This is a genomic window from Saccharophagus degradans 2-40 (assembly GCF_000013665.1).
GTDB classification, from domain to species: domain Bacteria; phylum Pseudomonadota; class Gammaproteobacteria; order Pseudomonadales; family Cellvibrionaceae; genus Saccharophagus; species Saccharophagus degradans.
On record NC_007912.1, the window covers coordinates 3,531,327 to 3,554,976 of the forward strand.

The following is a 23,650-nucleotide window of genomic DNA, read 5'->3' on the forward strand; positions in this document are numbered from 1 at the left end:
GTGTGAGAGAATAATGCGAAAGACATTTTTTAAAGTTCACAGTTATTTGGCTCTAGTTGCCTTAATACCACTATTTATAGTCTCAATAACGGGCAGTATTTTGGTGTTCAAGGTTGAGATTGACCAATGGCTTATGCCAAAAGTAGCCGCTCTACCTTATACACAGAGCGAAAAAGAAGTACCCGAACGACTTAATCACAACATTCTGCAGCAGCATATAGAAGGTGAGTTTCCAGATTATATTTTGGGCGCGTGGGAGCTATTTAACGATGGGCACGAAGCTGACCGCGTGTACCTCGTTAAAAAAGGCACCGACGACTGGTTTAAAATTTACTTTGACCCCTTTGCAAATAAAGTACTGAGCGAGCCGGTAAACTTTAGTCACTATATAACCGATTTTCTACTGCAACTGCATTACACGTTTATGCTAAACGGCATAGGTGGCAAGCACGCCCAATGGGGTACGGTACTGGGTTTAATTGCGGCAGTAATATTAACCTTGCTGGGCATAACTGGCTTAGTTATTCACAGAAAGTTTTGGCTAAAATTATTCGACCTCCGTATTAAAGTATCTTTGCGTGTATTTTCTGGCGATTTTCATCGTTTAGTTGGTGCTTGGTCGTCTCCTATTATTTTTATTCTAGGCGTTACCGGTATTTACTTTAATGCCGTGGCTATTTATCACGAATTATTTGAACACCCCAGCGAAGAGCATTTTGAACCGACAGAAAACCTCTACGATAGCAGCATCGATTTTCAACAGTTACTAAACGATAGCCGAGTACAACTTGATACTTTTACCCCAACTTATTTACTCTACCCGTACGAACCAGAGGTAAATATAACTGTATTTGGTCACCAACAGCGCGCCAACCCTTTTGCGAGCAACTACTCCTCTACCGTCACCTACGACCGTACAAATGGAGAATTACTTAACGCCTTTGATGGTCGCGATGCCAGCGCAGTAGTTAAAACAACCGACAGCTTTCGCGAACTTCACTTTGGGTCTTTCGGAGGCTTAGGCAGCAAGATTATATGGTGTGTGGTGGGATTATCGCCCGTTTTACTGGGAGTAACAGGCTTGTATATTTGGATATTTAGAAACAGGAAAAAGAAGAAAAAAGGATGAGCGCACCAAGAAAAACAATCTTCGGGCAGTATCGTAGATTCACAACTTAAACAATAATCGCACAGTGTGAGAGCCTATATCTTTGCCAGACTAGGCATGGCCTTTAATATTGATTAGCTACAGGTAATAGGCTGAGCTGTACTCAGACACTTAACGCACCCCTTGGATAGTTTGCACTTGCTTTCGCTATAACAGGGTTATTAATTATATTTTTAATTAAGGAAGGATTTTTGATATGAGCGCAATTAATTTTTTCAGCTCTTAATATTGTTTATATTTTTCGTATTATGCTTGGGCCCAGAATTTCATGTGCTAGTGTCTAAACGTTCCCACGGTGGAAAAAATAGGCTGGTTTATCGCGGTATTTATATTTTGGGTGTTGGCCTAGGTAGTGTTTCTTATAATCACGCAAAAGCGTGCGGACGAAATTAAGCGGCAAAGAGGTACAAACACTTAGCATTATTCTGCTAAGCTCTGCTGCGTATGCTGTGTAGCCTTACTTCACACTTATACTCTGCGAAAAGCCGCAGTTGAATCTGGCAATAATGATACTAAGTCGCGATTAGGCAGAGCTGCGAGATACTGGCGTTACAATACCCGATAAACACTACTCACTCGCGGCAGCTCTTTGCACATCTAACCAGTATTCAGGTTCGATAAGTTTTATAGAGTCCGGCAGGGTTGGATTGTGAATTATTATTATGTCGCGCTCAGATAATTTCGCGCTCTGAATATACTCGCCATACTCCTGCTCAAATAACGCGTGCAACTCGCCAGAGCCTTGCATTATTTCTAGCCCATCTCGAATACGCTTTGCAATAAGCGGTTCGTGCTTACTTACAAAAATATACGAGGGCATATTTATGTACACTGCCACACCAGGCACTATGCTTATGCCCTGCTCACCAAGCGAGTGGTGCTCTGCCTCTTTATAAGCTTCATTTACCCCTAGCAACATATAATCAAAACGGCCGTGAGCAAGCATGCTATAGAGCGTGTCACGTTCGGTACCGTAAACTATAGTGTAACCCTGCCGCTTCATTACATCTGCTGTTAGCCAATTTACGGCCATACCAACAGATTTTGTTTTTAACTGTTCCGCCGTACGAATATTTTGAAACTCTTGCAGGTCGGCATTTCGCACCAGCATTAGCCGATAGTTAAGTAAGCCGCGTCGAATTGGAATGCGAATAGGTATAGCGTCCATTTCACGCTGTTTAGTTGGCAGGCCAACAACGGTATTAATATCACTCTCGCGCAACATTAGCTTGTTGAAGGCGCGCAAACTGTTCATGCTATAAGTGGGTGTTTGAATGATGTAGGGGCCATATTGTTCGATGGTTGCATCGAGCGCAGCTTTGATAATTCGTATTTTATAGGCGTGGCGTAAATCGTTATCGGATTCCGGAGGCATGGTTTTGATCACCATAGGGCCAATTCCGCCGGATATACTTGGCTGGGCGTGAACCAGATTGAAGGTTAGAACAATTAACAATAAACATGCCTTTACACCACAAAGAAGTAGCAACTTGCAATAGTTGATGCGGCAATAGGCACTGAGCGCTCTACAGAATGACTTAGGCATTAGACTACACAGCCGTTTTAGAGTGTGTTTATCCCCAAGTAGGCATGACATTACCAATAGGCAACTCTTTAAAAGAGGGATTGTTCTTTAAGTTTAGACGGGATTAGATATTAAACAACTTAGCCCTTCTTAATTGCGAAGTAGCTTTATATTAATGCCCTACCCCATGACTCTATAGGTTGGCAGGCCGTACATAAAAAAATAGCGCTCCGAGGAGCGCTATTTAATTTGATTTTAGAAAAATAAATCTAAAACTTATTCCTCGGCAACAACAGCTTCAGAAGTAGCTGAGTGATAAGGTGAAGAACCATTATCAGTATCTAGCGAATCACCAGTGTTGTAACCACTCTCAAAGCTATCTTCAAATACTAACGCGGTACCAGCAGTATCAGAGTAGATTTTAATATCATCAACATTAAAAGTACCAGTTACTGTTCTGGAGTTATCCGCAAATCGGAATGCGATATGGGTAACACCACCAACAGCCGTAGCTGAACCGGTATAAGGAACCGAAGTAACCGCAACACCATCGATAAGAATATTCAACACAGGAGCAGACGAAGCATCAGCAGCTTCCCATGTTACTTCAACATCCTGCCACTGACCTGGTGTAAAGGCATTCATCACATCGATGCCGTCTTGGTCACGTATTGCAAAGTTGTCATCTTGAATACGTAAATCAAGAATTGCTTTACCACCACTAGTACTAGTATCAGTGTTGTACAGAGTGATATAAGCATCTTTAATCGTATCGTCAGACCCTAAAGTATCAAGGTCTTTGAGGAAAGATACATTTAATTTACCCGCCAACTGCGCTGCAGGCAGAGCATATCTCAATTCACCAGTGTCATCGGTGCTTGTATCAATAATTTCTGCATACTTATTGCCAGCGGTGCCAGGGCCAGATGTATCGCCAGAGCCACCCGAACCGGAGTCATCCCCAGGAACTTCCATAACCGCTACAACAGCTTCGAAAGTACTTGAGTTATAAGGCGAGTTCGCGTTGTCAGTATCAAGCGAATCATCAACACTATAACCTTCAAAGTCATCAGAGAACACCAAAGCAGTGCCAGCTGTATCTGAATAGATGAATAGGTTATCTATATTGTAAGTACCCGTTACTGTTCTTGAGTTATCTGCGAATCTAAAGGCAACGTGTGTAACACCACCTATTGCAGTTGAAGAACCAGTGTAAGGTACGGAAGTAACGGCTACGCCATCGATAAGGATGTTCAGCACAGGAGCAGAGGCATCATCAGCGGCTTCCCAAGTAATCTCTACATCCTGCCATTGACCTGGAGTGAAAGCATTCATCACATCAATGCCATCTTGATCACGAATTGCAAAATTGTCATCTTGAATACGTAAATCAAGAATCGCTTTGCCACCACTTGTGCTTGTATCAGTATTATACAAGGTGATGTAAGCATCCTTAATGGTGTCATCAGAGCCTAAAGTATCTAGATCTTTCAAGAAAGATACAGTGATTTTACCCGCTAGCTGCGCAGAAGGTAGTGCATATCGTAGCTCACCAGTATCGTCGGTTGAGTTATCAGTGATACGAGCCACTTGGCTTGTAACTGGGCCGGAAACCTCTGCACCAGTGATTGTGATAACCAAGTTTGCAGTTGTACCGTCAGCCGACTCAAGCTCGATAGAGTCTAATAACGGATCGTCAGTAGAGGTTAGGTTCGCAACGGCGTCTGCTGAAGTGTCTAGAGTGTATGACCAACTGCCTTCCGCAGTAATAGAAAAAGTGCCGTATGTAGTCATAGCGTCGGTTAGCGCTACAATTGTCGCTTCACCAGTATTGGGGTCGGTAACAGTAACAGTACCAGTAAGCGCTTCTGTTGCTTCATTGCTAACAGTGGCAGTTAAACCTGCAAATGTCGCCGGAGTAGCTGCTGCTTCAATTGTAACGGAAGCAAAAACAGACTCATCAAAGTTATCGTCATCGGTATAAGTAGCCGTTACGCTTATGCTATTACCTTGGTCGGAATCGGCAATTACATAAGTAGAGCCTGTCGCACTGGTAATAACAGTATCGCCGGAAGTCCAAACGTAGGAAATAGAGCCTGAGATGCCATTAGCATCTGTTACGACTGCGGTTAGGGTGGCACCTGGATCGGTGTCGCCAGATAAAGTTATCTCGCCATCAAAAGGAAAGCGAATATCGGCTTCACCGCCATTGTCACTACTGCTGCTGCCACCGCAGCCGACCATAGCCATACATAGCGCTGAGAGCGCCAATGCCTGTGTCTTCATCTTCATTATGTTTATTCCTGTACTTGGATAGCAATTAGTCCTCAATTTGTTCGGCTCACGAAGTACCCCGCACTGCAGAGTCACCGTGTTATCTTTATAAAGCTCCCATTCTCATTTTCTTTGGGTAGCTATGCTTTGCTTGGCTATTCATTATTTAGGCATAAAGCGAGCGCCGGACTGTACCTGCTCGTCTATTGCTCATTCGATAACCTTTTGCAAAACCGCATTCGAGTAACTACATTCAACCATAAAGTTTACAGCTCGACTAGCACTGCAAGGCATTAGAACTAAAAAATCTCTTAGGCGACCAATTTATACCCAGTAACTGTGTATATACGCCCAAAAGTGTGTATATTTGAAACAAACTCATAGATTGTATTACCAAATACACGCTATTGGTTTACAAACAAGAAGACAATAAAGACTCTAAAAGCGCCTTCTTGGCGTTAAAACCAATTAGAAACTCTCAATTATTTCTCGCTCGTAGCCGCAAATTGTTAACCAATTTACTATAGTCAACATCTAGCTATCTCGCCAATTTCAAACTGGATTTTTTAGGCTTATTGAGGGAGAGACTTGCCTGACTAGGTATTTAAAGAGGAAGAATAAACGGCTTTTCTGTCTAGCGCAGTAAATCGCAGGCACTAAAAAGCCCAGTTAGCCACCCACACAAATTGGATACGCTAAAAACTGGGCTAAAGATGAAATAACTTATTAAATAGTACTATTTAGCACGCCAATGGCTAATAAAGAGAGGCTAACAAATTAGCGTAGCTCTGGGTCTTCGCCTACAAGCTGTAAAATACACTTTAAGTTTGCATTGAATGCTTCGCCACTTAAACCTTCGCTAGTAATGGTAATGTGGCCTATTTTTCTTCCGGGCTTTTCATCTTTGCTGTAATCGTGAAAGCGAGCCCCTTCTATGGCGGCAACATCTTCTTCGCGAGGCAATTTGCCAATAATATTCACCATGGCGCAGGAGTTTATCGCGTCTGTTTTACCCAAAGGCAAACCGCAAATAGCTCGCAAATGGTTTTCAAACTGAGAAGTATGCGCACCCTCAATAGTCCAGTGACCAGAGTTATGCACGCGTGGCGCGAACTCATTGGCTACCAAGCTTTCACCAACCTGAAACAGCTCTACAGCAATCACGCCAACGTAATCCAGCTCATCGAGCAAGGCTTTTGCAAGCTTTTCTGCTTGCTGCTGATAAGGGTCGTTCTGCAGGGGAAGTGATAAGCGCAAAATCCCCTCGCGATGATGATTCTCTGTAAGCGGGTAATACACAATCTCACCCTGCTTAGATCTCGCGGCAATAATAGAGACTTCTCGGCTAAAGTTAACCATAGACTCTAAGATGCAAGGCACTTGCCCTACACTCTGCCAAGCGGCTTCTAGCTGGCTAACATCGCGAAGCACCGCTTGCCCTTTACCGTCGTAGCCTTCGCTGCGAGTTTTAAGTATGGCGGGCAGCCCAATCTGCTCTACGGCGCTTTGCAAACTTTCTAGGCTATCTACGGGAGCGAAATTTGCTGTAGGTATACCAAGGCCGTTAAAGGTGCGTTTTTCTTTAAGCCTATCTCCCGCAACGTTTAACGCTTTTGATGATGGCAACAGGGCGAGCTTCTTTTCTAGTGATTCCACAACAGATTTGGGAATACTTTCAAACTCATAGGTGAAAACGTCGGCCCACTCAAGCATTTGTTGATACGCTTGCTCATCTTGATAATCTGCACAGATATGCTCGCCATAAGGCGCCGCGCACGCTTTTGGGTCGGGGCTGATAAACTTAAACGACATATCAAGGTTTGCACCAGCTTGTGCGATCATTTGAGCAAGCTGCCCACCACCAAGAATACCTACTCTCATATTACTGCTCTCGCGGGTCTGGATTATCTAGAACGGTTTCTGTTTGATTTTTTCTAAACGCTAACAGCGCTTCTTTAATAGCTGGGTACTTATTAGAAAGCATGCTCGCTGACAATAACGCGGAATTAGCCGCCCCAGCTTTACCAATAGCCAATGTTCCTACAGGAATACCAGCTGGCATTTGCGCAATGGATAACAACGAATCCATGCCGTTTAATGCTTTGGATTGCACCGGCACGCCCAATACAGGTAAATGGGTTTTCGCGGCAACCATGCCAGGTAAGTGTGCTGCGCCACCTGCGCCGGCGATGATCACTTCAATACCGCGACCATCTGCGGCTTCAGCGTATTGAAAGAGCTTATCTGGGGTGCGATGAGCCGATACAACCTCGGTTTCGTATGGAACACCTAGCTGCTCCAATATATTGATAGCGTGCTGCATGGTTTCCCAATCGGACTTGGAGCCCATTATCACGCCCACAATGGGAGTGTTTGGCGTATTACTCATAAACAATTACCTTTATAAAAAGAATGGCCGCCAGCCTGAAAGCACACCAAGTAAGCACAACAAACAGGCAACTATACACGTTAGGACAAACGAAAGCCGAGCACCACCTTCCCCATAAAGGCAGAGAAGGCGATAGATTCACCGGCATCGCGGTAAAAGAGGTGCGCAAACCCTGTCAAGGTTAGCAAAACCCTAGCAATTACTAGCAATAGAGCGCTACATAGCAACAAAGTAGCTGCTTGCTTATATTACTCTTAGAAAAAGATGCCGCAATATAAAGGAATGCACACAACAAGTATATTCGAATATAATGGACGAAACATTCGTTAAAAACTGACAAAACCCCATGATTAACTACAAGCAACTTTATTATTTTTGGGCTGTGGCGAAACACGGGGGCATAACCCGCGCATCGGAACAGCTACATCTCACCCCACAAACCATAAGCGGGCAATTGAGTGAGCTGGAAAAGGGTTTTGAAGCCACACTGTTTGATCGCGTTGGCCGCAGGCTTGAACTCACCGCCTTAGGCAAACTCGCATACTCTTACGCCGATGAGATATTCCAAGTAGGCAAAGAGCTGGAAAACGCAATTACTAAAAAAAATAACATTCGCGAGCGTGTTTTTAGGGTGGGTATTTCTAGCTCGGTCCCTAAATCTATCGCTTACAAACTGTTGTCGCCAGCCTTAGAGAAAGACCCCGGCATACACCTTGTGTGCAAGGACAATAACCTCGAACACCTATTTGCCGATTTAGCGCTTCACAAAACCGATTTGGTTATTGCCGATAAGCCTTTGTCCTCCGACGTAGGTATTAAAGGCTATAACCATTTACTGGGCGAATGCCCTATTGCTTTTTATGCCACACCTGCACTCGCTGAGCGCTACCGCCCTAACTTTCCACACTCTCTTAACAACGCCCCACTGCTACTTCCTGGCGAAGATAGCGCCTTGCGCATTATGTTGCAGCGCTGGCTATCGCAACAGAGCATCAACCCTATAGTTAAAGGTGAGTTTGACGATACCGCATTAATGAAGGCGTTTGCCCAGGAAGGGGTGGGCATATTCCCAGGCCCAACCGTTATCGACAAGGAATCCCAGAAGGAGCATGGCGTAGAAATGCTAGGGGAGATAACCGAGTTAAAAATTCGCTACTACGCAATTTCTGCCGAGCGCAAACTACGCCATCCCTCGGTTGTGGCTATTAGTGAAGCCGCGCAGCAGAATTTGTTCGCTCCACATCAAGCTGCACGGAATATAGACATGGATGGACATCAGGATATCTAAGTGAACGGAACTAGCTAAAGCTTTATCTGGCAACCGCTACAGGCGAGAAGTTAATTTTCGCCCTCAATAATAAACTGATTTTTGCCGCCCTGTTTAACACGGTACATAAGGGCATCTGCGCGATTCATTACATCTTGCAACGTGGCCTCGCCATTGGTTAGCGCAACACCAATACTCGCTTTTGGTGCCCATGTTGCGCCGCCCTCAAGTGCAATAGGCTTTATTAACGCGTTAAACACCCTCGCAACTAAATCTTGCGCTAAACAAGCAAGGGCCTGCGCCCCATTTTCGGCGTGGTATACGCTGTCGAACCCCAACCGAATAGTAAGCAGCATTTCGATGCCGTCGCGCACAAGGCTGTGATCATCTGTAAGAAGGGCTTTCATTGCTATCCATTGTTATTTCACTTGCTTAAATATGGTTTAAGCGGCTGAATACTGCAAATATCAAAATAACCTAGCAAAAGTAAAAATGAGGCTAACGGGGCGAAATAAACCTGCAAAGAATAGTCTGGAACTCTTGTTGGCTCATATCCACAAACTCTAAAACACGCCCATAAAGCATAGCCGTAGGCACATTGCGCTGCCCCAGCTCTTGCTGAGCCTGATGTAGGCAATACAAAATTACACGCTCGGTACGGGTTAAGCCATCTCGCACATCGGCTAAGTTGTACCAATCGGCTTGCTCGAGCTCAGCTTGCTTAGTGTTGGTTGGCTTGCCAATAGACAATGGTTAGCACCGTTGTAGTAAATTACGAAAAACTGACACAGCTGCCAGCTATATATACCCACAGACTTTAGGGCAAACTAACGTAAGAATAAACACCCCCACCCAAATTCGCTACCCTACAGACAATTTCTGCACAAGCGTGTGATTACATTCCCCCAGCCTCCACCTTTAATTTGCTAGTATCTGCATCAAAGTACACGTTCCAATAACCGAACATTTACTCACTATAACGATAAAAACATATTGAGGCGCAAGCATGAAGCCACTGCAAAAAATAGTGATTCTAGGCGGCGGCACCACAGGCTGGATGTGCGCGGCAATGCTCGCTAACAGCGTAAATACCAAGCGCATAAATATAGAGCTGGTGGAATCTGAACAAATAGGCACAATCGGTGTGGGCGAATCTACGGTACCGCCGTTTATGGATATGCTGGCGTCGCTGGGTATAGATGAGGTGGAGTTTATTCAAGCCACTCAAGCCACTTTTAAGCTGGGAATTCAATTTAAAGATTGGCTTAAAAAAGACGAAACTTTTTTTCACCCCTTCGGCCGCGCCGAAGCCGGTATGGATGAACTTAGCCTTTACCATTTATGGCTGCGCGCGCAATTAAACGGCGACACTTTTTCGCGTTTTTTAGATTACTCCCCCAACAGTGTAATGGCACAACAAAAACGGTTTGCCCCATACAAAGCCGTGCCCGGCACACTACTGGCAGACTCGCGCTATGCATTACATTTAGATGCGGGCTTAGTAGCAAAATACTTGCGTAACTTCGCGCAACAAAAAGGCGTTAAACGAACAGAAGGTAAGGTAGAAAAAGTAAATACATCTATAGACACAGCACCGCGCATTTTATCGCTGCAACTAGAAAGCGGCCAAACAATTAACGGCGATTTTTTTATAGACTGCTCTGGCTTTAGGGCGCTGCTTATCGGCGATGCTTTGCAGTCTAGCTTTACCGATTGGTCTACCTATTTACCCTGTAACCGTGCAGTTACCGTACAAAGTGAAGCGCTACCCGAACTGCCGCCCTACACAAAAGCCACTGCACAATTAGCTGGCTGGCAATGGCGCATACCGCTACAACATCGCACGGGCAACGGTTACGTGTATGCAAGTAAATACATTAGCGATGAGCAAGCTACGCAAACACTGCTAAGTAATATACAAGGTAAAACATTAACTGAACCGCGTATAATTCCTTTCACTACGGGCATGCGCAAACAAGTTTGGAAAGCAAACTGCATTGGCGTTGGGCTTGCCGCTGGTTTTATAGAGCCTCTGGAATCCACCGCTATACATTTAGCTATGCGCGGTATTGCAGAATTTTTACAGCAGTTTCCACACAGCGATTGCAACCCAGCATTAATTAACGAATACAATGCACGCCTACAACAGGATTACGAAGAAATTCGCGATTTTATTATTTTGCATTACGCTGCAACCGAGCGAAATGACAGTGACTTTTGGGCCTACTGCAAAAATGTAGACTGGCCAGCATCGCTAGTGCAAACGGTTGAGTATTTTAAAGCTCGCGGCGACGTGCCGCGCAAGCTTGCCCCACTTTTTGAAAGTACAAGCTGGCGCAGCCTTTGCGAAGGCATGAACATTCGGCCTAGCGCTTATTCTGCCTTTATTGAAAACGCGGATTACAAAGCCAGCAAACAACACATGCAAAACTACAAGCAGCAGCTTGTAAGCCTCGTAAAACAAATACCCACCCACAAGGCGTTTATTGAACAAAACTGTGCGAGCAGCAGCAAATAACCAAACATTAAAAGCTAGTTAGTGGCGCTTTCATTTTCCATTACCGATGCCGCCATTAACACACCAATAACCGCATGCGGATGATGCCCGTCAGTTTTGCTTGGTACACTAATAGGCCGCTTCGCAACATATGCGGAGTAATCCACTTGCGCGCCCATCGGTGGCGCAACAGAATGAATTTGAGGGCCGCCGTCTTCGAACACAGTTATAAAAGGTTGAACGCCCTGCCAACCGCGCTGCGCCACCTCTAAATACCGCTTATTTAACAAACCGAGGTTTACCCCTTTGCGCAGCGAATAAATAATCATACTGCTGCCGCTTATTTCAGGATAATTATTTTCTTTTTCGTAACTATCCATCACTTGATACCACAAACCGGTATCGGGGTGCTGTACCGCTGCTGCGCCAGCTGCCCAACGCTGAAATAAAGTAAGCACCTGCGCGTAACGTGGGTGGTCTTTTGGCAGGTACTCTAATACATCTACCAGCGCCATGCTAAACCAACCGGAAGCGCGCGACCAATATTCTGACGAGGTACCTGTTATTGGGTGTGCCCAAGGTTTATTTTTGTCGTAGTCCCAAGATTGGTAGGGTAAATTTTCTTTAATGTTAAATGTACGCTCGGACGTTAAGATAATTTGCCCCGTTGCAATATCTAATAAGTCTGGCCTATTAAACCTTATGCCATAACGCACCAAAAACGGGTGCACCATATACAAACCATCTACGGTCATTACATTGTGGTACTTCGCGTTATTTTTATGCCAGTAGCCACCGGTGGGCGTTTTATTGAAGGTAGACGGCGCAGCCTGTGTACCCAAAAAGAAATCCAACATATTTTTAGCTGCAACAGCATATTTTTGCTCGCCCGTTTGCTCGTACAAAAATAAAGCGTTTATCGCAGGGTGCACTTTATCTAACTCGTTTTCTAAATGGTGAATTGTGCCATCTTGCTCTATATACGAGTCGGCAAACGCTTTTACGTAAGCTAGGTATTGGGGCTTGGGATGATTGGCATATATTTTTTCCATGCCGTGCAAAATAATACTATTGGAATGATCCCAACCTTTTTTAGTCATGGTATTAATGGTTGGCTGATAACGCTGAATTAACGCATCACTTAGCTCTGTACCTACATTCTTGTTTTGGTATTCGGCATTAGCAAAGCTAACCGGTATATGCGCTAAATGTGCAAACAGCACAATGAGTAATAATCTCTTCAAGCTGAAGGTCCTTTTAATAACGTTGCTAGATCGGTGGCCTTATTTTTATAACTAACCACACTTTTCACTGCTTTACCGCAGCGACTACGATTATAAAACCACCCAACCGGCATTACCATTATTGCTAACCCTGCCTAACCAATAGCATCAAACAACCCAAACCTGACTGACCAACCAAGCTAAGCTCTCTTAACAGCAATAAATGCATTGAAGTGAAAGCCTGCCATTACAAAGCATGACAAAAACCAGCCAATGTGAGGACTTATGCCTCTATTTGTACATTTTATGAAGCGCACAATTGATTATTTAGTACTATTGTAATATTAATATGCAAGAGCCTAGCTGGCTCCAAACCAAAATAATCAATAACAGGCTGCGTTACCAAGTAAATAATCGGGTTTCAGCAGTTTTAACTTTCTGGGTTTTCACCACTAAAACTGGTGCGCAGTCTAGCCCCCATAAAAATAAGAGAGAAAATAAGAGAGACACTCATGTTTAATATACGCGCTTGGCAACTTGACTTGCCCTTGGCGTTATTGGCGTTTTCGTCTACAAGTTACGCTATCGATAACGGCACTTACACAATTCAATCTAAACACAGTGGCAAGGTTGTAGAAGTGGCCGCAGGCAGTGTAGATGATGCTGCAAATGTGGCCCAATGGCCCAGTAATGGCCATCCTACCCAGCAGTGGATAATTACCCAAATTAGCGGCGATGATTACTCGGTAATAAATGTAAATAGCGGCAAAGCTATGGAGGTATACGACTTCGGCACCACGGACGGCGGCAACATAGTGCAATACCCCTACTGGGGAGGCGCCCCCCAGTTGTGGACAATTACAGATCAAGGCGGTTATTACAGCTTAATAAACAAACACAGTGGTAAAGCTTTAGATTTGTTAAATTGGGATACCACAGACGGCGCCAATATAGGCCAGTGGGCTTGGTGGGGCGGCGATGCGCAACTGTGGGCACTGAACACAGTGCAACCCAGCACAGTCACCTTCACACTTGAAGAAAACCAAGCGGGTTTTTGCAGCGTAGATGGCAGCATAGATAGCAATCATACGGGCTATACCGGCAGCGGGTTTGCCAATACAACCAATGCAAATGGCCAAGGAGTTAATTGGTCGGTAAATGTAGCCACAGCTGGTACCTATACGTTTACATGGCGCTATGCGGGCACTAGCAACCGCCCAGCCAACTTGCTAATAGATGGCAGCACACAGGTTTCGGGCATTGCTTTAAATTCAACCGGCGCATGGGCAACTTGGGCTAATAGTGCAGAAATAAGTGTTTGGCTTGACACAGGTGTGCACTCACTTCGGCTGCAAGCCACAACCAGCGCGGGCTTACCTAATATAGATTCGCTTAGCATAACCGGCCAAAGCGCAGCAGCGGGCAACTGCAGCGGCGCAATTGAACCTATCACTTTTGCCACACCAAGCTTTACCAATATAGCGGTGCACGACCCCTCGGTAATAGAAGCAAACCATCAATACTACGTATTTGGCTCCCACCTTTCTGTGGCTAAAACGCCCGACCTAAAAAACTGGTCGCGCGTGGCGGATGGTGTAACCACCAATAACCCATTGTTTAACGATGTAACCAGCGAACTTGCAGAAGCATTAGCTTGGGCAGAAACCACTACCCTGTGGGCGCCAGATGTTACCTATGTAAATGGTCGGTATTTGATGTATTACAACGCCTGCCGTGGCGACTCACCACTGTCGGCTATGGGTATTGCTTCTTCGAACAACATAGAAGGCCCTTACACTAACGATGGTATATTCCTTAAATCTGGAATGTGGGGCCAAACCAGCGAAGATGGCACTGTGTACGACGCAACCGTGCACCCCAATGCTGTGGACCCCGTTATTTTTAGCGACGCAAATAATCGCATGTGGATGACCTACGGTTCGTATTCGGGTGGTATTTTTATTATGGAGTTAAACCCATCCACGGGGTTCCCTTACGCGGGGCAAGGTTATGGTAAACATTTAATGGGTGGCAACCACGCGCGCATTGAAGGCGCTTACACCATCTACAGCCCAGAAACGGGCTACTACTATATGTATGTAAGCTACGGTGGCCTAGGCGCAGATGGCGGCTATAACGTTCGTGTGGCCCGAGCAACTAGCCCAGACGGCCCCTACTATGATGCCAACGGCACCAATATGGCCAACGTAAAAAGCAACCCAAGCTTGCCACTGTTCGACGACGCCAGCATAGCACCCCACGGTGTAAAACTTATGGGTAACCACGTGTTTAGCGGCACTAACAATGTACTTGGTTACGTATCACCAGGGCACAACTCTGCATACCGTGACGCCACTACCGGCCAAACATTTTTACTATTCCACACACGCTTCCCTGGGCGCGGCGAAGAGCATGAAGTGCGAGTGCATGAAGTGTTCTACAACGATGCAGGCTGGCCGGTAATAGCACCATTGCGCTATGCCCAAAAAGTAGATGCCAACAACCCAAATAGAAGTGCGAGCGAGCTAAATGCAGTGTACGCAAGCGAACTGCCAGGTAGCTATCAGCTAATTAACCACGGCAAAGACATAAGCGCGACAATTAAAAATTCCGTTAACATCACGCTAAACAGCAACGGCAGTATCTCTGGCGAGCTATCTGGCAGCTGGACATACAACGCCAACACCCGCAATACCGTAATCACCGTTGCCGGTGTGGCCTACCGCGGCGTGGTATCTCGCCAATGGAACCAAGCACGCAACCGCTTCGAAGTCACCTTCAGCGCCCTATCTGCAGACGGCACAGCAATATGGGGGGTGAACAGCGACTAAACTTTAATCGCTAATTGCTAGTTATTAATGGCTAGTTGCTAATCTCCAACAATATATCCAAGGGCGGTTTCGATCGCCCTATTCACAAACATCCTGTGAACTGCGACCTGTCAGCTGTCTACTATCGCCTGTCAGCTATCCCCTAATAGCCTTTCCCAATCACCTCCATTTTATTAATCAATTTCTATTAACCCTGCCAATCTAATAGTATTTCTCTCGTAAGTTAATCACAGCAAACAACGAGGCATTACTATGCAAACTATTATCAACACTAAAATTCTTCCATTTAAAGCCACCGCTTTTTCTAAAGGCGACTTTATTCCTGTAAGTGAACAAGACCTACTAGGTAAGTGGTCGGTAGTGATGTTCTACCCTGCGGACTTTACCTTTGTATGCCCAACAGAGCTTGGCGACATGGCAGATCACTATGCGCAATTACAAGAGATGGGCGTTGAGGTTTACTCCGTATCTACCGACACGCACTTTACACACAAAGCTTGGCACGACAGCTCGGACACCATAGGCAAAATTAACTTTCCAATGATTGGCGACCCAACCGGCACCATTTCGCGCAACTTTGGGGTAATGATTGAAGAAGACGGCCTAGCACTGCGCGGTACATTCGTCATTAACCCAGAAGGCGAAATTAAAGTAGCGGAAATTCACGACCTAGGTATTGGCCGCTCTGCGAAAGAATTGGTTCGTAAAATTCAAGCAGCACAATACGTAGCTGAGCACGACGGCGAAGTTTGCCCTGCCGCTTGGCAACCAGGTGAAGCAACACTTGCTCCTTCTTTAGACCTTGTAGGCAAAATCTAAACCCTACACTTGTGGCTCCCCGTAAGGGTAGAGCCACACCCTTCAACGGTAAATTTCGACTGAGGCATAAACATGTTAGATCAAACTTTAATTAACCAGCTCAAGCAGTACGTTCAACATATTAAACGCCCAGTTGAGTTGGTACTAACACTAAATAGTTCCGACAAAAGCGAAGAACTACAAGCATTAGGTGAACAACTGGCAAGCTTGAGCGATTTAATTTCACTGCAAATAGATGCGGCAAGCAGCAAACGCAGCCCAACGTTACTGGTGCGCTCGCCAGATACAAAAAGTGAAATACGCTTTAGTGGCATTCCGCTAGGACACGAATTTACCTCGCTGGTACTTGCGTTATTGCACACAGGTGGACACGACACCAAACAAGAGCAGGCCATACTAGACCAAATTAAAACACTAGAATTGCCGAAAGGGGCTGAATACTTTGAATTTGAAACGTACATATCTCTTAGCTGCCAAAATTGCCCAGAGGTAGTACAAGCGTTAAATATTTTGGCGGCAATTAACCCGCAAATTAAACACACAATGATAGACGGCGCGCTGTTCGAGCAAGAAGTAAGCGAGCGCAAAGTAATGGCCGTACCCAGTGTATTTTTAAACGGCAAGTTATTTGGCCAAGGCCGCATGAACATTAGCCAAATACTCGCTAAGTTAGATAGCGGCTCGGCAGAGAAACAAAAAAACGCGTTAAACGAAAAACCTAATTTCGACATGCTTATAGTCGGTGGCGGCCCCGCAGGTGCATCTGCAGCGATTTATGCCGCGCGCAAAGGCATTAAAACCGGTATTGCCGCCGAACGCTTTGGCGGGCAAGTAGCCGATACATTAGCCATTGAAAACTTTATTTCGGTAAAAGCCACAGAGGGCCCGAAGTTAGTTTCAAGCTTAGAAAGCCACGTACGCGATTACGATGTAGATATAATGCAAGGCCAACAAGCCGCAAAACTCACCCCCGCAAGCGAATCGCAATCTGGCTTAGTTGAAATAACACTTACCAACGGCGCGGTATTAAAAAGCCGATCCGTATTACTCGCTACCGGTGCACGCTGGCGCGAATTGGGAGTGCCAGGTGAACAGGAATACCGAGGCAAGGGCGTGGCTTACTGCCCACACTGCGACGGCCCTTTATTTAAAGGTAAACCAGTAGCGGTAATTGGCGGGGGCAACTCAGGCGTAGAAGCCGCTATCGATTTAGCCGGTATTACTTCGCACGTAACACTGCTTGAATTTGGTGAAACTTTGCGAGCAGATGATGTGCTTGTACGAAAACTAAAATCGCTGCCTAATGTAAAAATTATCACCTCGGCGCAAACCACAGAGGTACACGGCGACGGCGAAAAAGTAACAGGCTTGCGCTACACCAACCGCGAAACCAATATTGAACACTCTGTTGCACTTGCAGGGGTATTTGTACAAATAGGTTTAATACCAAACAGCGAATGGCTTGGTGAACCGTCTGGCAATGCGGTAAAACGCACACGCTACGGCGAAATTGAAACCAACAGCAAAGGCGAAACATCTGTGCCAGGCGTATTTGCTGCCGGCGATGTAACTACTGCACCCTACAAACAAATTATTGTAGCTATGGGCAGCGGCGCCAGTGCAGCGTTAGGCGCGTTTGATTATTTAATGCGGCAAGAAACTGATGAGTCGAAATCTGTTGCGGCTTAAGCTTTTAATCACCAATTAATGGCTTCAACATACACCACCACGCTACATAAGAGTGATGCAAACTAAAGAGTAAACTCTATATGGATATAGAGATTACTCTTTTTTATTATCCACTAGTTAATATTTAGAATCGTCTGAATAACCTTAGGTCTGCGCCCATTGACGAAGCAAATTATGGTACACGCCAGTTAGCTGAACTATTTCTGGGCTATCGTCGACTTGAGCGCGCAAAGATTGAATTGCCATATCCATATCGAAAAGTAGCGTGCGTTTTTCGTCGCTATTTACCATGCTTTGCAACCAAAAAAATGAAGCCAAACGTCGGCCTTTGGTTACCGGGGTTACGCTGTGTAAGCTAGTAGCAGGGTAAAGCACCATATCGCCAGCGGCTAATTTAACGCTTTGCGAACCGTAAGTATCTTCTATAACTAACTCGCCACCCTCGTACTCATCTGGCTCCGATAGAAATAGTGTCATAGAAATATCTGTACGCACTTTTACTGGCGTGCCGGGCACTTGGCGAATTGCGTTATCTACATGCACACCAAAACTGCGACCACCTTGGTAGCAATTAAATAATGGCGGGAATATTTTTAGCGGTAGCGCGGCGGACATAAACATATTATTTTGCGCTAGCGCGGTAAGAACAATATCACCCAGCTCAATGGCTATAGGTGAGTTTTCAGGCAATTGCAGGTTGTTTTTTGCTTTGGCAGACTGGTAACCTGCCGTTATATTGCCGTCGGCCCAATCTGCATCTAGCAGTTTGCTTTTTGCAGTTTCAACTTGCTCTTTACTAAGTACGTTAGGAATTTTTAATAGCACTGGTAATGCTCGCCCAATAGATAGTTAAATTTTATTTCAGATACAACAAAGCGGCGAGCTTTACTTAAGTAAAACCCGCCGCCCTTTATTTACCGATTAGAACGAGAAGCTAGTTTTTACAGAAACGTAGCGACCGTCACCCGGTATAAAGTGCCCACCGCCCAACTGATCGATATACGACTCGTCAGTTAAGTTTTCGGCATTTAGCTGTACCGCCCATGCATCACTAATTTGATACGATACCATTAAGTCAAAAATTTGGTAATCGTTCGCTTTTTCTCTGCCAGTAGTACTAGTGCTATTGTAGCGCTCGCCCAAATACTGTGAACCCAAACCAAAGGCGAGTTTTTCGTTTACATCGTAGCGACCCCACAAGCTAAACGAATGCTCTGGTGTGCGTGGCAATGCATTACCTTCTTGGTCGACTTCATCATCACCCTCGGCGTTTAATACTTCACTTTTTTGGAAGGTATAACCGGCGGTGATAGATAGCTGATCGCTAACCTGACCTACTGCGCTTAACTCTAAGCCATCTACACGCTGATGACCATTAAGCGTATCGTAACGGCTTTGCTCGCTATCTGCAGTAAAGAAAGGATCGTCAGTAAGCGTATTGGTTTTATCTGTACGGAATAACGCACCACTTACAAACAATTTGCTATCTAACAGCTCCCACTTGGTGCCCACTTCATAGCTTGTGGTTTTTTCTGGGTCAAGGTTATGCATATTACTGTCTGTACGTGTATTCGCGGTTAAATCTTCGGCCATTGGGTTAAAGGAATTACCCGCACCAAAATACACGCTGCCGTTTTCTGCAGGCTTATACACCACACCTAAGTTCCAGCTTAGTTGAGAATCTTCTGTACCTACTTTCACACTTGGGTCATCGCCACTTAAATCGTAAAAGTACTCGGTTTCGAAAATATCGTAACGCAAACCAACAGAAACTTCCCAGTTAGGGTTTAGTGTTAAAGTGTCAAAAGCATAAATAGAGGTGGTATCACCGGTCGCCTTGTCGTCTTTACCTAAGCTTGTATAAGTACCTTCGTAATTAACACGCGGGTTTGGATTGTACAAATCATTTAGCTCAGGCGTAGTATCTAAATTATCAGTACCGTTATCGTCATACACTCCACGCTCAAACTTTTCTTTACCCATTTCGAAACCCGCAACTATATCGTGGGTAACACCGCCAAGCTGGTATTGGCCGAGTAAATCTACTTGAACAACATTTAAGGAATCGCGAGTATCACGTGTTTTCTCATCATTTAAGCGTACATCAGTGCTTGTGGTTAAGCTAATAAAACGCGGCGCAGTAACAACAGATTCGCGGCTCACAGAACCGGTACGCCCTAATACACGCAAGGTAGTAGAAGCATTTAAATCTTTTTCGTATTTAACAGTAAGCGATTGCGCTTTAATGTCTTCGAAATCGCGGTAAACATTACCGTAGAAATTGCTAAACTCAACGGGTGGCGCTCCACCTTCTGAATCAGCTAGCTCCGCAACCGGATCTGATGTTGCGCTGTTTGATACCCACGGGATGCCGTAATCAGGCAAATTATCTTGTGTTTGGAAATCTGCATTCACGCTCAAGCGCGAATCGGTGCCAATACCTGTCGCAAAAGACAGCGCTACGGCTTTAGTCGCGTTATTTACTTCGTCGCGGCCTGCAACATCGCCAGCATCAGAAAGCACGTTTACACGCAAAGCACTGGTCGCACCCAACGTTTTGTTTACATCCAATTGCGCGCGGTGATCGCTTTCACTACCCAAACGTAAAGATACGTCGGCAAACTCATCGAGCTTCGCAGTTTTAGTTTGTAAATTAATGCTGCCACCTGTAGCACCACGACCATAAACTGCAGACCCAGGGCCCTTAGCAACTTCAATTGCTTCTACGTTGTATGTGTCACGCGTGTAGCCTGCAATATCACGCACGCTATCAATCATTATGTCGTTTTGCGTACTAAATCCGCGAATAGACATACTGTCGCCTGTTGGCGTTCCGCCTTCACCTGCAGCCATAGAAATGCCTGGCACATTGCGCAATGCATCGCGCAAGCTGTCCACATTGCGATCTTTCATTACTGACTGTGGGATAACACTAATAGATTTTGCAGTATCTAGTAACGGCTGAGTGTATTTAACAGAAGTAGATTCATCTACTTTATAGCTCTCTTCTGTTTGAGCAGACGCCTTCGCTGTCGCCAACTCCGTAATTTCTTCGGCATTCGCCATTGAGATAGGTAGCGCGGCAGATATAGCCAATGTAAACGCGCTGTATTTAAAGCCTGTAAGTGCTGGCTGAGAGTGTTTATTTTTCATGGTGAATCCCCCTAGATAGATAAAGTTTCTAGGGTGCGGCGTATCGCTTCTCCCTAGAAAGGCCGCGACAATACCAACAGATCAATCTAAATGCAAATCATTATTGTTTACATGCGTATTATCTTGTGCGATACTGCGCCGCGCGATTAGGGTGCTATCAGTACGCCCCCTACAAACACATATGTAACTCGCACATTTAAGTGCCCCCTTCTTTCGAGGTAAATTTCTTGCAACCGTGTCTAAACTTCAAGCCGATACGCTCGTTGGCGGCAGCACTCCTTCTATGGGCAGGGTCAAGCCAAGCTCAGACGCCCGACACCGTAGATAGGCTTACGCAACAATGGCTAGCCACCGAGCAGCAAGCCAGCGCGTTAATGTCGGAATGGCAGCTTCAGCAACCTATGCTTGAGCAGCGCAAAGCACTACTGCAAGCCGAAAAAGAACAGCTATTAGCCATTCTCAAGCAAAGCGATGCTGGTCAAAGCAGTGTGGATACTCGCCGAAGCGAGCTATTAGCAGAGCAATCGAACCTGGAGAAGCAGCAACAGCAATTAACGCAATCTTTGGAACAGCTAGTTGCTCGTCAACATTCGCTTACTGAGCTGCTGCCCCCTCCACTAGCCAGCGCCTGGCAAAAGGAATCGGCTACTCTCAGCGAGTCACCAGAAGCGTCGCAACTTTTACAGGTAGCCTTAGCCCAACTCGGCCAACTTGCAGATTTCGACAATCGACTCTCCGTACACGAAGCCCCCATCCAACAGCCAGACGGCGGTGAACTATTGGTTAAACAGCTGTATTTAGGAGTGGGCATGGCATGGTTTAGTAGCGCAGATGGCGAATTTGCCGGCTGGGGACAAGCGAGTGATGCAGGCTGGGAGTGGCACATAGACACTAGCGCCAACGCCAAAGAAATTCACAAAGCAATTGCCATCTATGAAAAACGTCAACAAGCAGATTTGGTAAAGCTCCCAATACAACTCACTAGCTCGAATGCGCAAACGCCATTACATAACGTGGAGGCGCAACAATGAAACTGCCAATTTCTTGCATTATTTACGCCCTGCTATTTATTACGCTACCAGCTACAGCCGCGAGCGATAACATTGAGACCTCCTTGCTTAAGCACATTAGCGAGGCACAAAAAAACCTTAGTGCTACCGAGCAACGTATTGCAGGGCAACGCAATAAACTCGCCAAGCAACTTAATTCACTAGAGCGAGAAGTACTGGCTCTACGAGAAAAAACAGCTGTAGCGCGACGCTTAGCCGACGAAAAAACGCTAAGCCTTTCGCAATTAGAAAAGCGTTTAGAAGGCTGGCGCCAACAACAGGCGTATCAGCACAATTTGTTAAACCGGTTTTTACAACAACACGGTTCAGAAAATACTGGCGAAACCCATTCCGTTGCCGACCAACTTGCAGCCATAAACAACGTTAGCCTTAAATTAGAACAGCGCTTCTTCCCCCAATGGAGTAACAGCAATATTGTTTTAGATTCAGGCAAAATCACTAAGGCCCCAACGTTAGCCGTAGGCCCGGTGACTTGGTTTTGGGATAAAACAAACAACAGCGTAGGGCTGGCCAGCAAAAGAGAAACCACACCAAACGCTTTGCATATAGAAGCGTACCTAAGTGGCGGTGATAGTAATGCAGTAAATGCGTTGCGTACTGCACCAATAGGTGAAATTGTTTTCGACCCAACACTAAACCGCGCACTAGCCCAGCAACAACATGCAGAAAGCGTTATAGAGCACATTGTTAAAGGCGGCCTTTGGGCAATACCTATTGTGCTATTTGGATTATTCGCGTTGGCCATCGCGCTGCACAAGGTTGCACAACTATGGCGATTACCCGCCTACGTAAGCTTTACTCCGCAAACATTGGCAAATGTGCTGCGCAATGCACAATCGCCACTAGCTCAAAAAGTACAAGGCATGCAGCGCATTCTGCTTGATATTGGCGCAAACACAAAATCGGCGCGCGAACGCGACGATTTGCTGTTTATGCAATTGCAACAAGATAAAACAACGTTAGAAAAACGTATTGGCGCCATAGCAATTACAGCCGCCGTTGCACCGCTATTAGGGTTGCTAGGTACAGTAAGCGGCATGATTGAAACCTTTAAAATGATGACCCTTTTTGGCGCCGGCGACCCAGAAGTCGTTTCTGGAGGTATAGCACAAGCACTTGTCACTACAGAGTTGGGCTTAGTAGTAGCAATACCGGCATTAATTCTAAATGCGGTACTGTCGCGCAAAGCCAAAACCTATTACAACGAGCTAGAAAGCTTTGCCATTTTAATAAGCAAGTGCGACGAACAAACTGAATTAGACAACACTGATAAGCAATCAGGCAACGCTAAAAAATTACCTGCATCACGCAACAGCGCCACTACCACACTCAACGAGGAAGTAACCGCATGATTGAGCAAATAAGCCAAAATATTCTTTGCTGGGTGATCATTGCACTCGCTTTTTTTTGCTACCAACAATTATGGCTAAATTTTCTAGCGCAAAAAAAAGTCCCCTCAAATAAAGAAGCGAACCACACTATAAAGCACGACTTTACCGCGGTGTTAATTGGTGCCCTGCCCCTGCTAGGCTTACTAGGCACTATAACCGGCCTGCTAGATTGCTTTGCCGGCATAGCCAACCAAGGTGCCGATGGCAGTCAAATTAGCGCAGGCATCGGCGATGCGCTACTCACAACCCAATTAGGTCTTGTGTGCGCTATTCCTGCTTGGCTGCTACAAGCGTGGGTTAAATCTGTAGCAGAAAAACCGGCCTCTATTAACCAACCTGAACTAATCGGCTAAC

Annotated in this window: 18 protein-coding genes; 9 read left to right on the top strand and 9 right to left on the bottom strand. The window is 45.6% G+C overall.

Annotated features, from left to right (window positions below):
* Window positions 1-13 precede the first annotated feature (13 nt).
* Window positions 14-1,129 carry a PepSY-associated TM helix domain-containing protein gene (locus tag SDE_RS14655; protein ID WP_011469272.1) on the top strand — a complete coding sequence of 372 codons (1,116 nt, stop codon included), beginning with the start codon at window positions 14-16 and terminating at the stop codon, window positions 1,127-1,129.
* A 607-nt stretch (window positions 1,130-1,736) separates the two neighbouring features.
* Here the strand turns inward: SDE_RS14655 and SDE_RS14660 are convergent.
* From SDE_RS14660 to purE, 4 genes are all read right to left on the bottom strand, one after another.
* Window positions 1,737-2,558, bottom strand: coding sequence for a transporter substrate-binding domain-containing protein (locus SDE_RS14660; protein ID WP_158303881.1), 822 nt, complete (start codon window positions 2,556-2,558; stop codon window positions 1,737-1,739).
* A 411-nt stretch (window positions 2,559-2,969) separates the two neighbouring features.
* Window positions 2,970-4,985, bottom strand: coding sequence for a VCBS domain-containing protein (locus tag SDE_RS14665; protein WP_011469274.1), 2,016 nt, complete (start codon window positions 4,983-4,985; stop codon window positions 2,970-2,972).
* Window positions 4,986-5,744: 759 nt separating this feature from the next.
* A complete protein-coding gene (locus SDE_RS14670) occupies window positions 5,745-6,848 on the bottom strand; it encodes a 5-(carboxyamino)imidazole ribonucleotide synthase (protein WP_011469275.1) in 1,104 nt (367 codons plus the stop codon).
* A gap of 1 nt (window position 6,849) precedes the next feature.
* Window positions 6,850-7,356 (bottom strand): 5-(carboxyamino)imidazole ribonucleotide mutase, encoded by a 507-nt coding sequence (gene purE, locus SDE_RS14675; RefSeq protein WP_011469276.1) that lies wholly within the window; start codon window positions 7,354-7,356, stop codon window positions 6,850-6,852.
* A 346-nt stretch (window positions 7,357-7,702) separates the two neighbouring features.
* Between purE and nhaR the strand changes: the two genes are divergently transcribed.
* Window positions 7,703-8,644, top strand: coding sequence for a transcriptional activator NhaR (gene nhaR, locus SDE_RS14680; protein WP_011469277.1), 942 nt, complete (start codon window positions 7,703-7,705; stop codon window positions 8,642-8,644).
* A gap of 50 nt (window positions 8,645-8,694) precedes the next feature.
* Here nhaR and SDE_RS14685 read toward each other — a convergent pair whose 3' ends face one another.
* Together SDE_RS14685 and SDE_RS14690 are read right to left on the bottom strand one after the other, a co-directional pair.
* Window positions 8,695-9,030, bottom strand: coding sequence for a diguanylate cyclase domain-containing protein (locus tag SDE_RS14685; protein ID WP_011469278.1), 336 nt, complete (start codon window positions 9,028-9,030; stop codon window positions 8,695-8,697).
* Between the two features lie 91 nt (window positions 9,031-9,121).
* A complete protein-coding gene (locus SDE_RS14690) occupies window positions 9,122-9,373 on the bottom strand; it encodes a hypothetical protein (RefSeq protein WP_011469279.1) in 252 nt (83 codons plus the stop codon).
* A 256-nt stretch (window positions 9,374-9,629) separates the two neighbouring features.
* On the opposite strand from SDE_RS14690, the gene SDE_RS14695 reads away from it, so the two are divergent.
* Entirely contained in the window at window positions 9,630-11,141 is a 1,512-nt protein-coding gene (locus SDE_RS14695; protein WP_011469280.1) for a tryptophan halogenase family protein, read from the top strand.
* A 14-nt stretch (window positions 11,142-11,155) separates the two neighbouring features.
* On the opposite strand, the gene SDE_RS14700 is transcribed toward SDE_RS14695, so the two are convergent.
* The gene (locus SDE_RS14700) at window positions 11,156-12,364 is read right to left on the bottom strand and encodes a glycoside hydrolase family 88/105 protein (RefSeq protein WP_011469281.1); all 1,209 of its coding nucleotides are present in this window, start codon (window positions 12,362-12,364) and stop codon (window positions 11,156-11,158) included.
* A 491-nt stretch (window positions 12,365-12,855) separates the two neighbouring features.
* Here SDE_RS14700 and SDE_RS14705 point away from each other — a divergent pair, with 491 nt between their 5' ends.
* The 3 genes from SDE_RS14705 to ahpF all read left to right on the top strand — a co-directional run bounded on the left by SDE_RS14705 (window position 12,856) and on the right by ahpF (window position 17,682).
* Window positions 12,856-15,174, top strand: coding sequence for an RICIN domain-containing protein (locus SDE_RS14705; protein ID WP_049762658.1), 2,319 nt, complete (start codon window positions 12,856-12,858; stop codon window positions 15,172-15,174).
* A gap of 252 nt (window positions 15,175-15,426) precedes the next feature.
* Window positions 15,427-15,993, top strand: a complete 567-nt coding sequence (ahpC, locus tag SDE_RS14710; protein WP_011469283.1) for an alkyl hydroperoxide reductase subunit C — start codon at window positions 15,427-15,429, stop codon at window positions 15,991-15,993.
* A 72-nt stretch (window positions 15,994-16,065) separates the two neighbouring features.
* Window positions 16,066-17,682 (top strand): alkyl hydroperoxide reductase subunit F, encoded by a 1,617-nt coding sequence (ahpF, locus tag SDE_RS14715; protein WP_011469284.1) that lies wholly within the window; start codon window positions 16,066-16,068, stop codon window positions 17,680-17,682.
* Between the two features lie 144 nt (window positions 17,683-17,826).
* Here the strand turns inward: ahpF and SDE_RS14720 are convergent, their stop codons facing one another.
* Both SDE_RS14720 and SDE_RS14725 read right to left on the bottom strand, forming a co-directional pair.
* A complete protein-coding gene (locus SDE_RS14720; RefSeq protein WP_011469285.1) occupies window positions 17,827-18,507 on the bottom strand; it encodes a Fe2+-dependent dioxygenase in 681 nt (226 codons plus the stop codon).
* 96 nt (window positions 18,508-18,603) lie between these two features.
* Window positions 18,604-20,835: a TonB-dependent receptor gene (locus SDE_RS14725; RefSeq protein ID WP_011469286.1), complete on the bottom strand. Its 2,232-nt coding sequence runs from the start codon at window positions 20,833-20,835 to the stop codon at window positions 18,604-18,606.
* Between the two features lie 227 nt (window positions 20,836-21,062).
* On the opposite strand from SDE_RS14725, the gene SDE_RS14730 reads away from it, so the two are divergent.
* Genes SDE_RS14730 through SDE_RS14740 form a run of 3 tightly spaced genes read left to right on the top strand, consistent with a single transcriptional unit; the run spans window position 21,063 to window position 23,649 of the window.
* Window positions 21,063-21,866, top strand: a complete 804-nt coding sequence (locus SDE_RS14730; RefSeq protein WP_011469287.1) for a DUF3450 domain-containing protein — start codon at window positions 21,063-21,065, stop codon at window positions 21,864-21,866.
* Window positions 21,863-23,257 (top strand): MotA/TolQ/ExbB proton channel family protein, encoded by a 1,395-nt coding sequence (locus tag SDE_RS14735; RefSeq protein WP_011469288.1) that lies wholly within the window; start codon window positions 21,863-21,865, stop codon window positions 23,255-23,257. The genes SDE_RS14730 and SDE_RS14735 overlap by 4 nt, the downstream gene beginning before the upstream one ends.
* Window positions 23,254-23,649: a MotA/TolQ/ExbB proton channel family protein gene (locus tag SDE_RS14740; RefSeq protein ID WP_011469289.1), complete on the top strand. Its 396-nt coding sequence runs from the start codon at window positions 23,254-23,256 to the stop codon at window positions 23,647-23,649. The genes SDE_RS14735 and SDE_RS14740 overlap by 4 nt, the downstream gene beginning before the upstream one ends.
* The last annotated feature ends 1 nt before the right edge of the window (window position 23,650 follow it).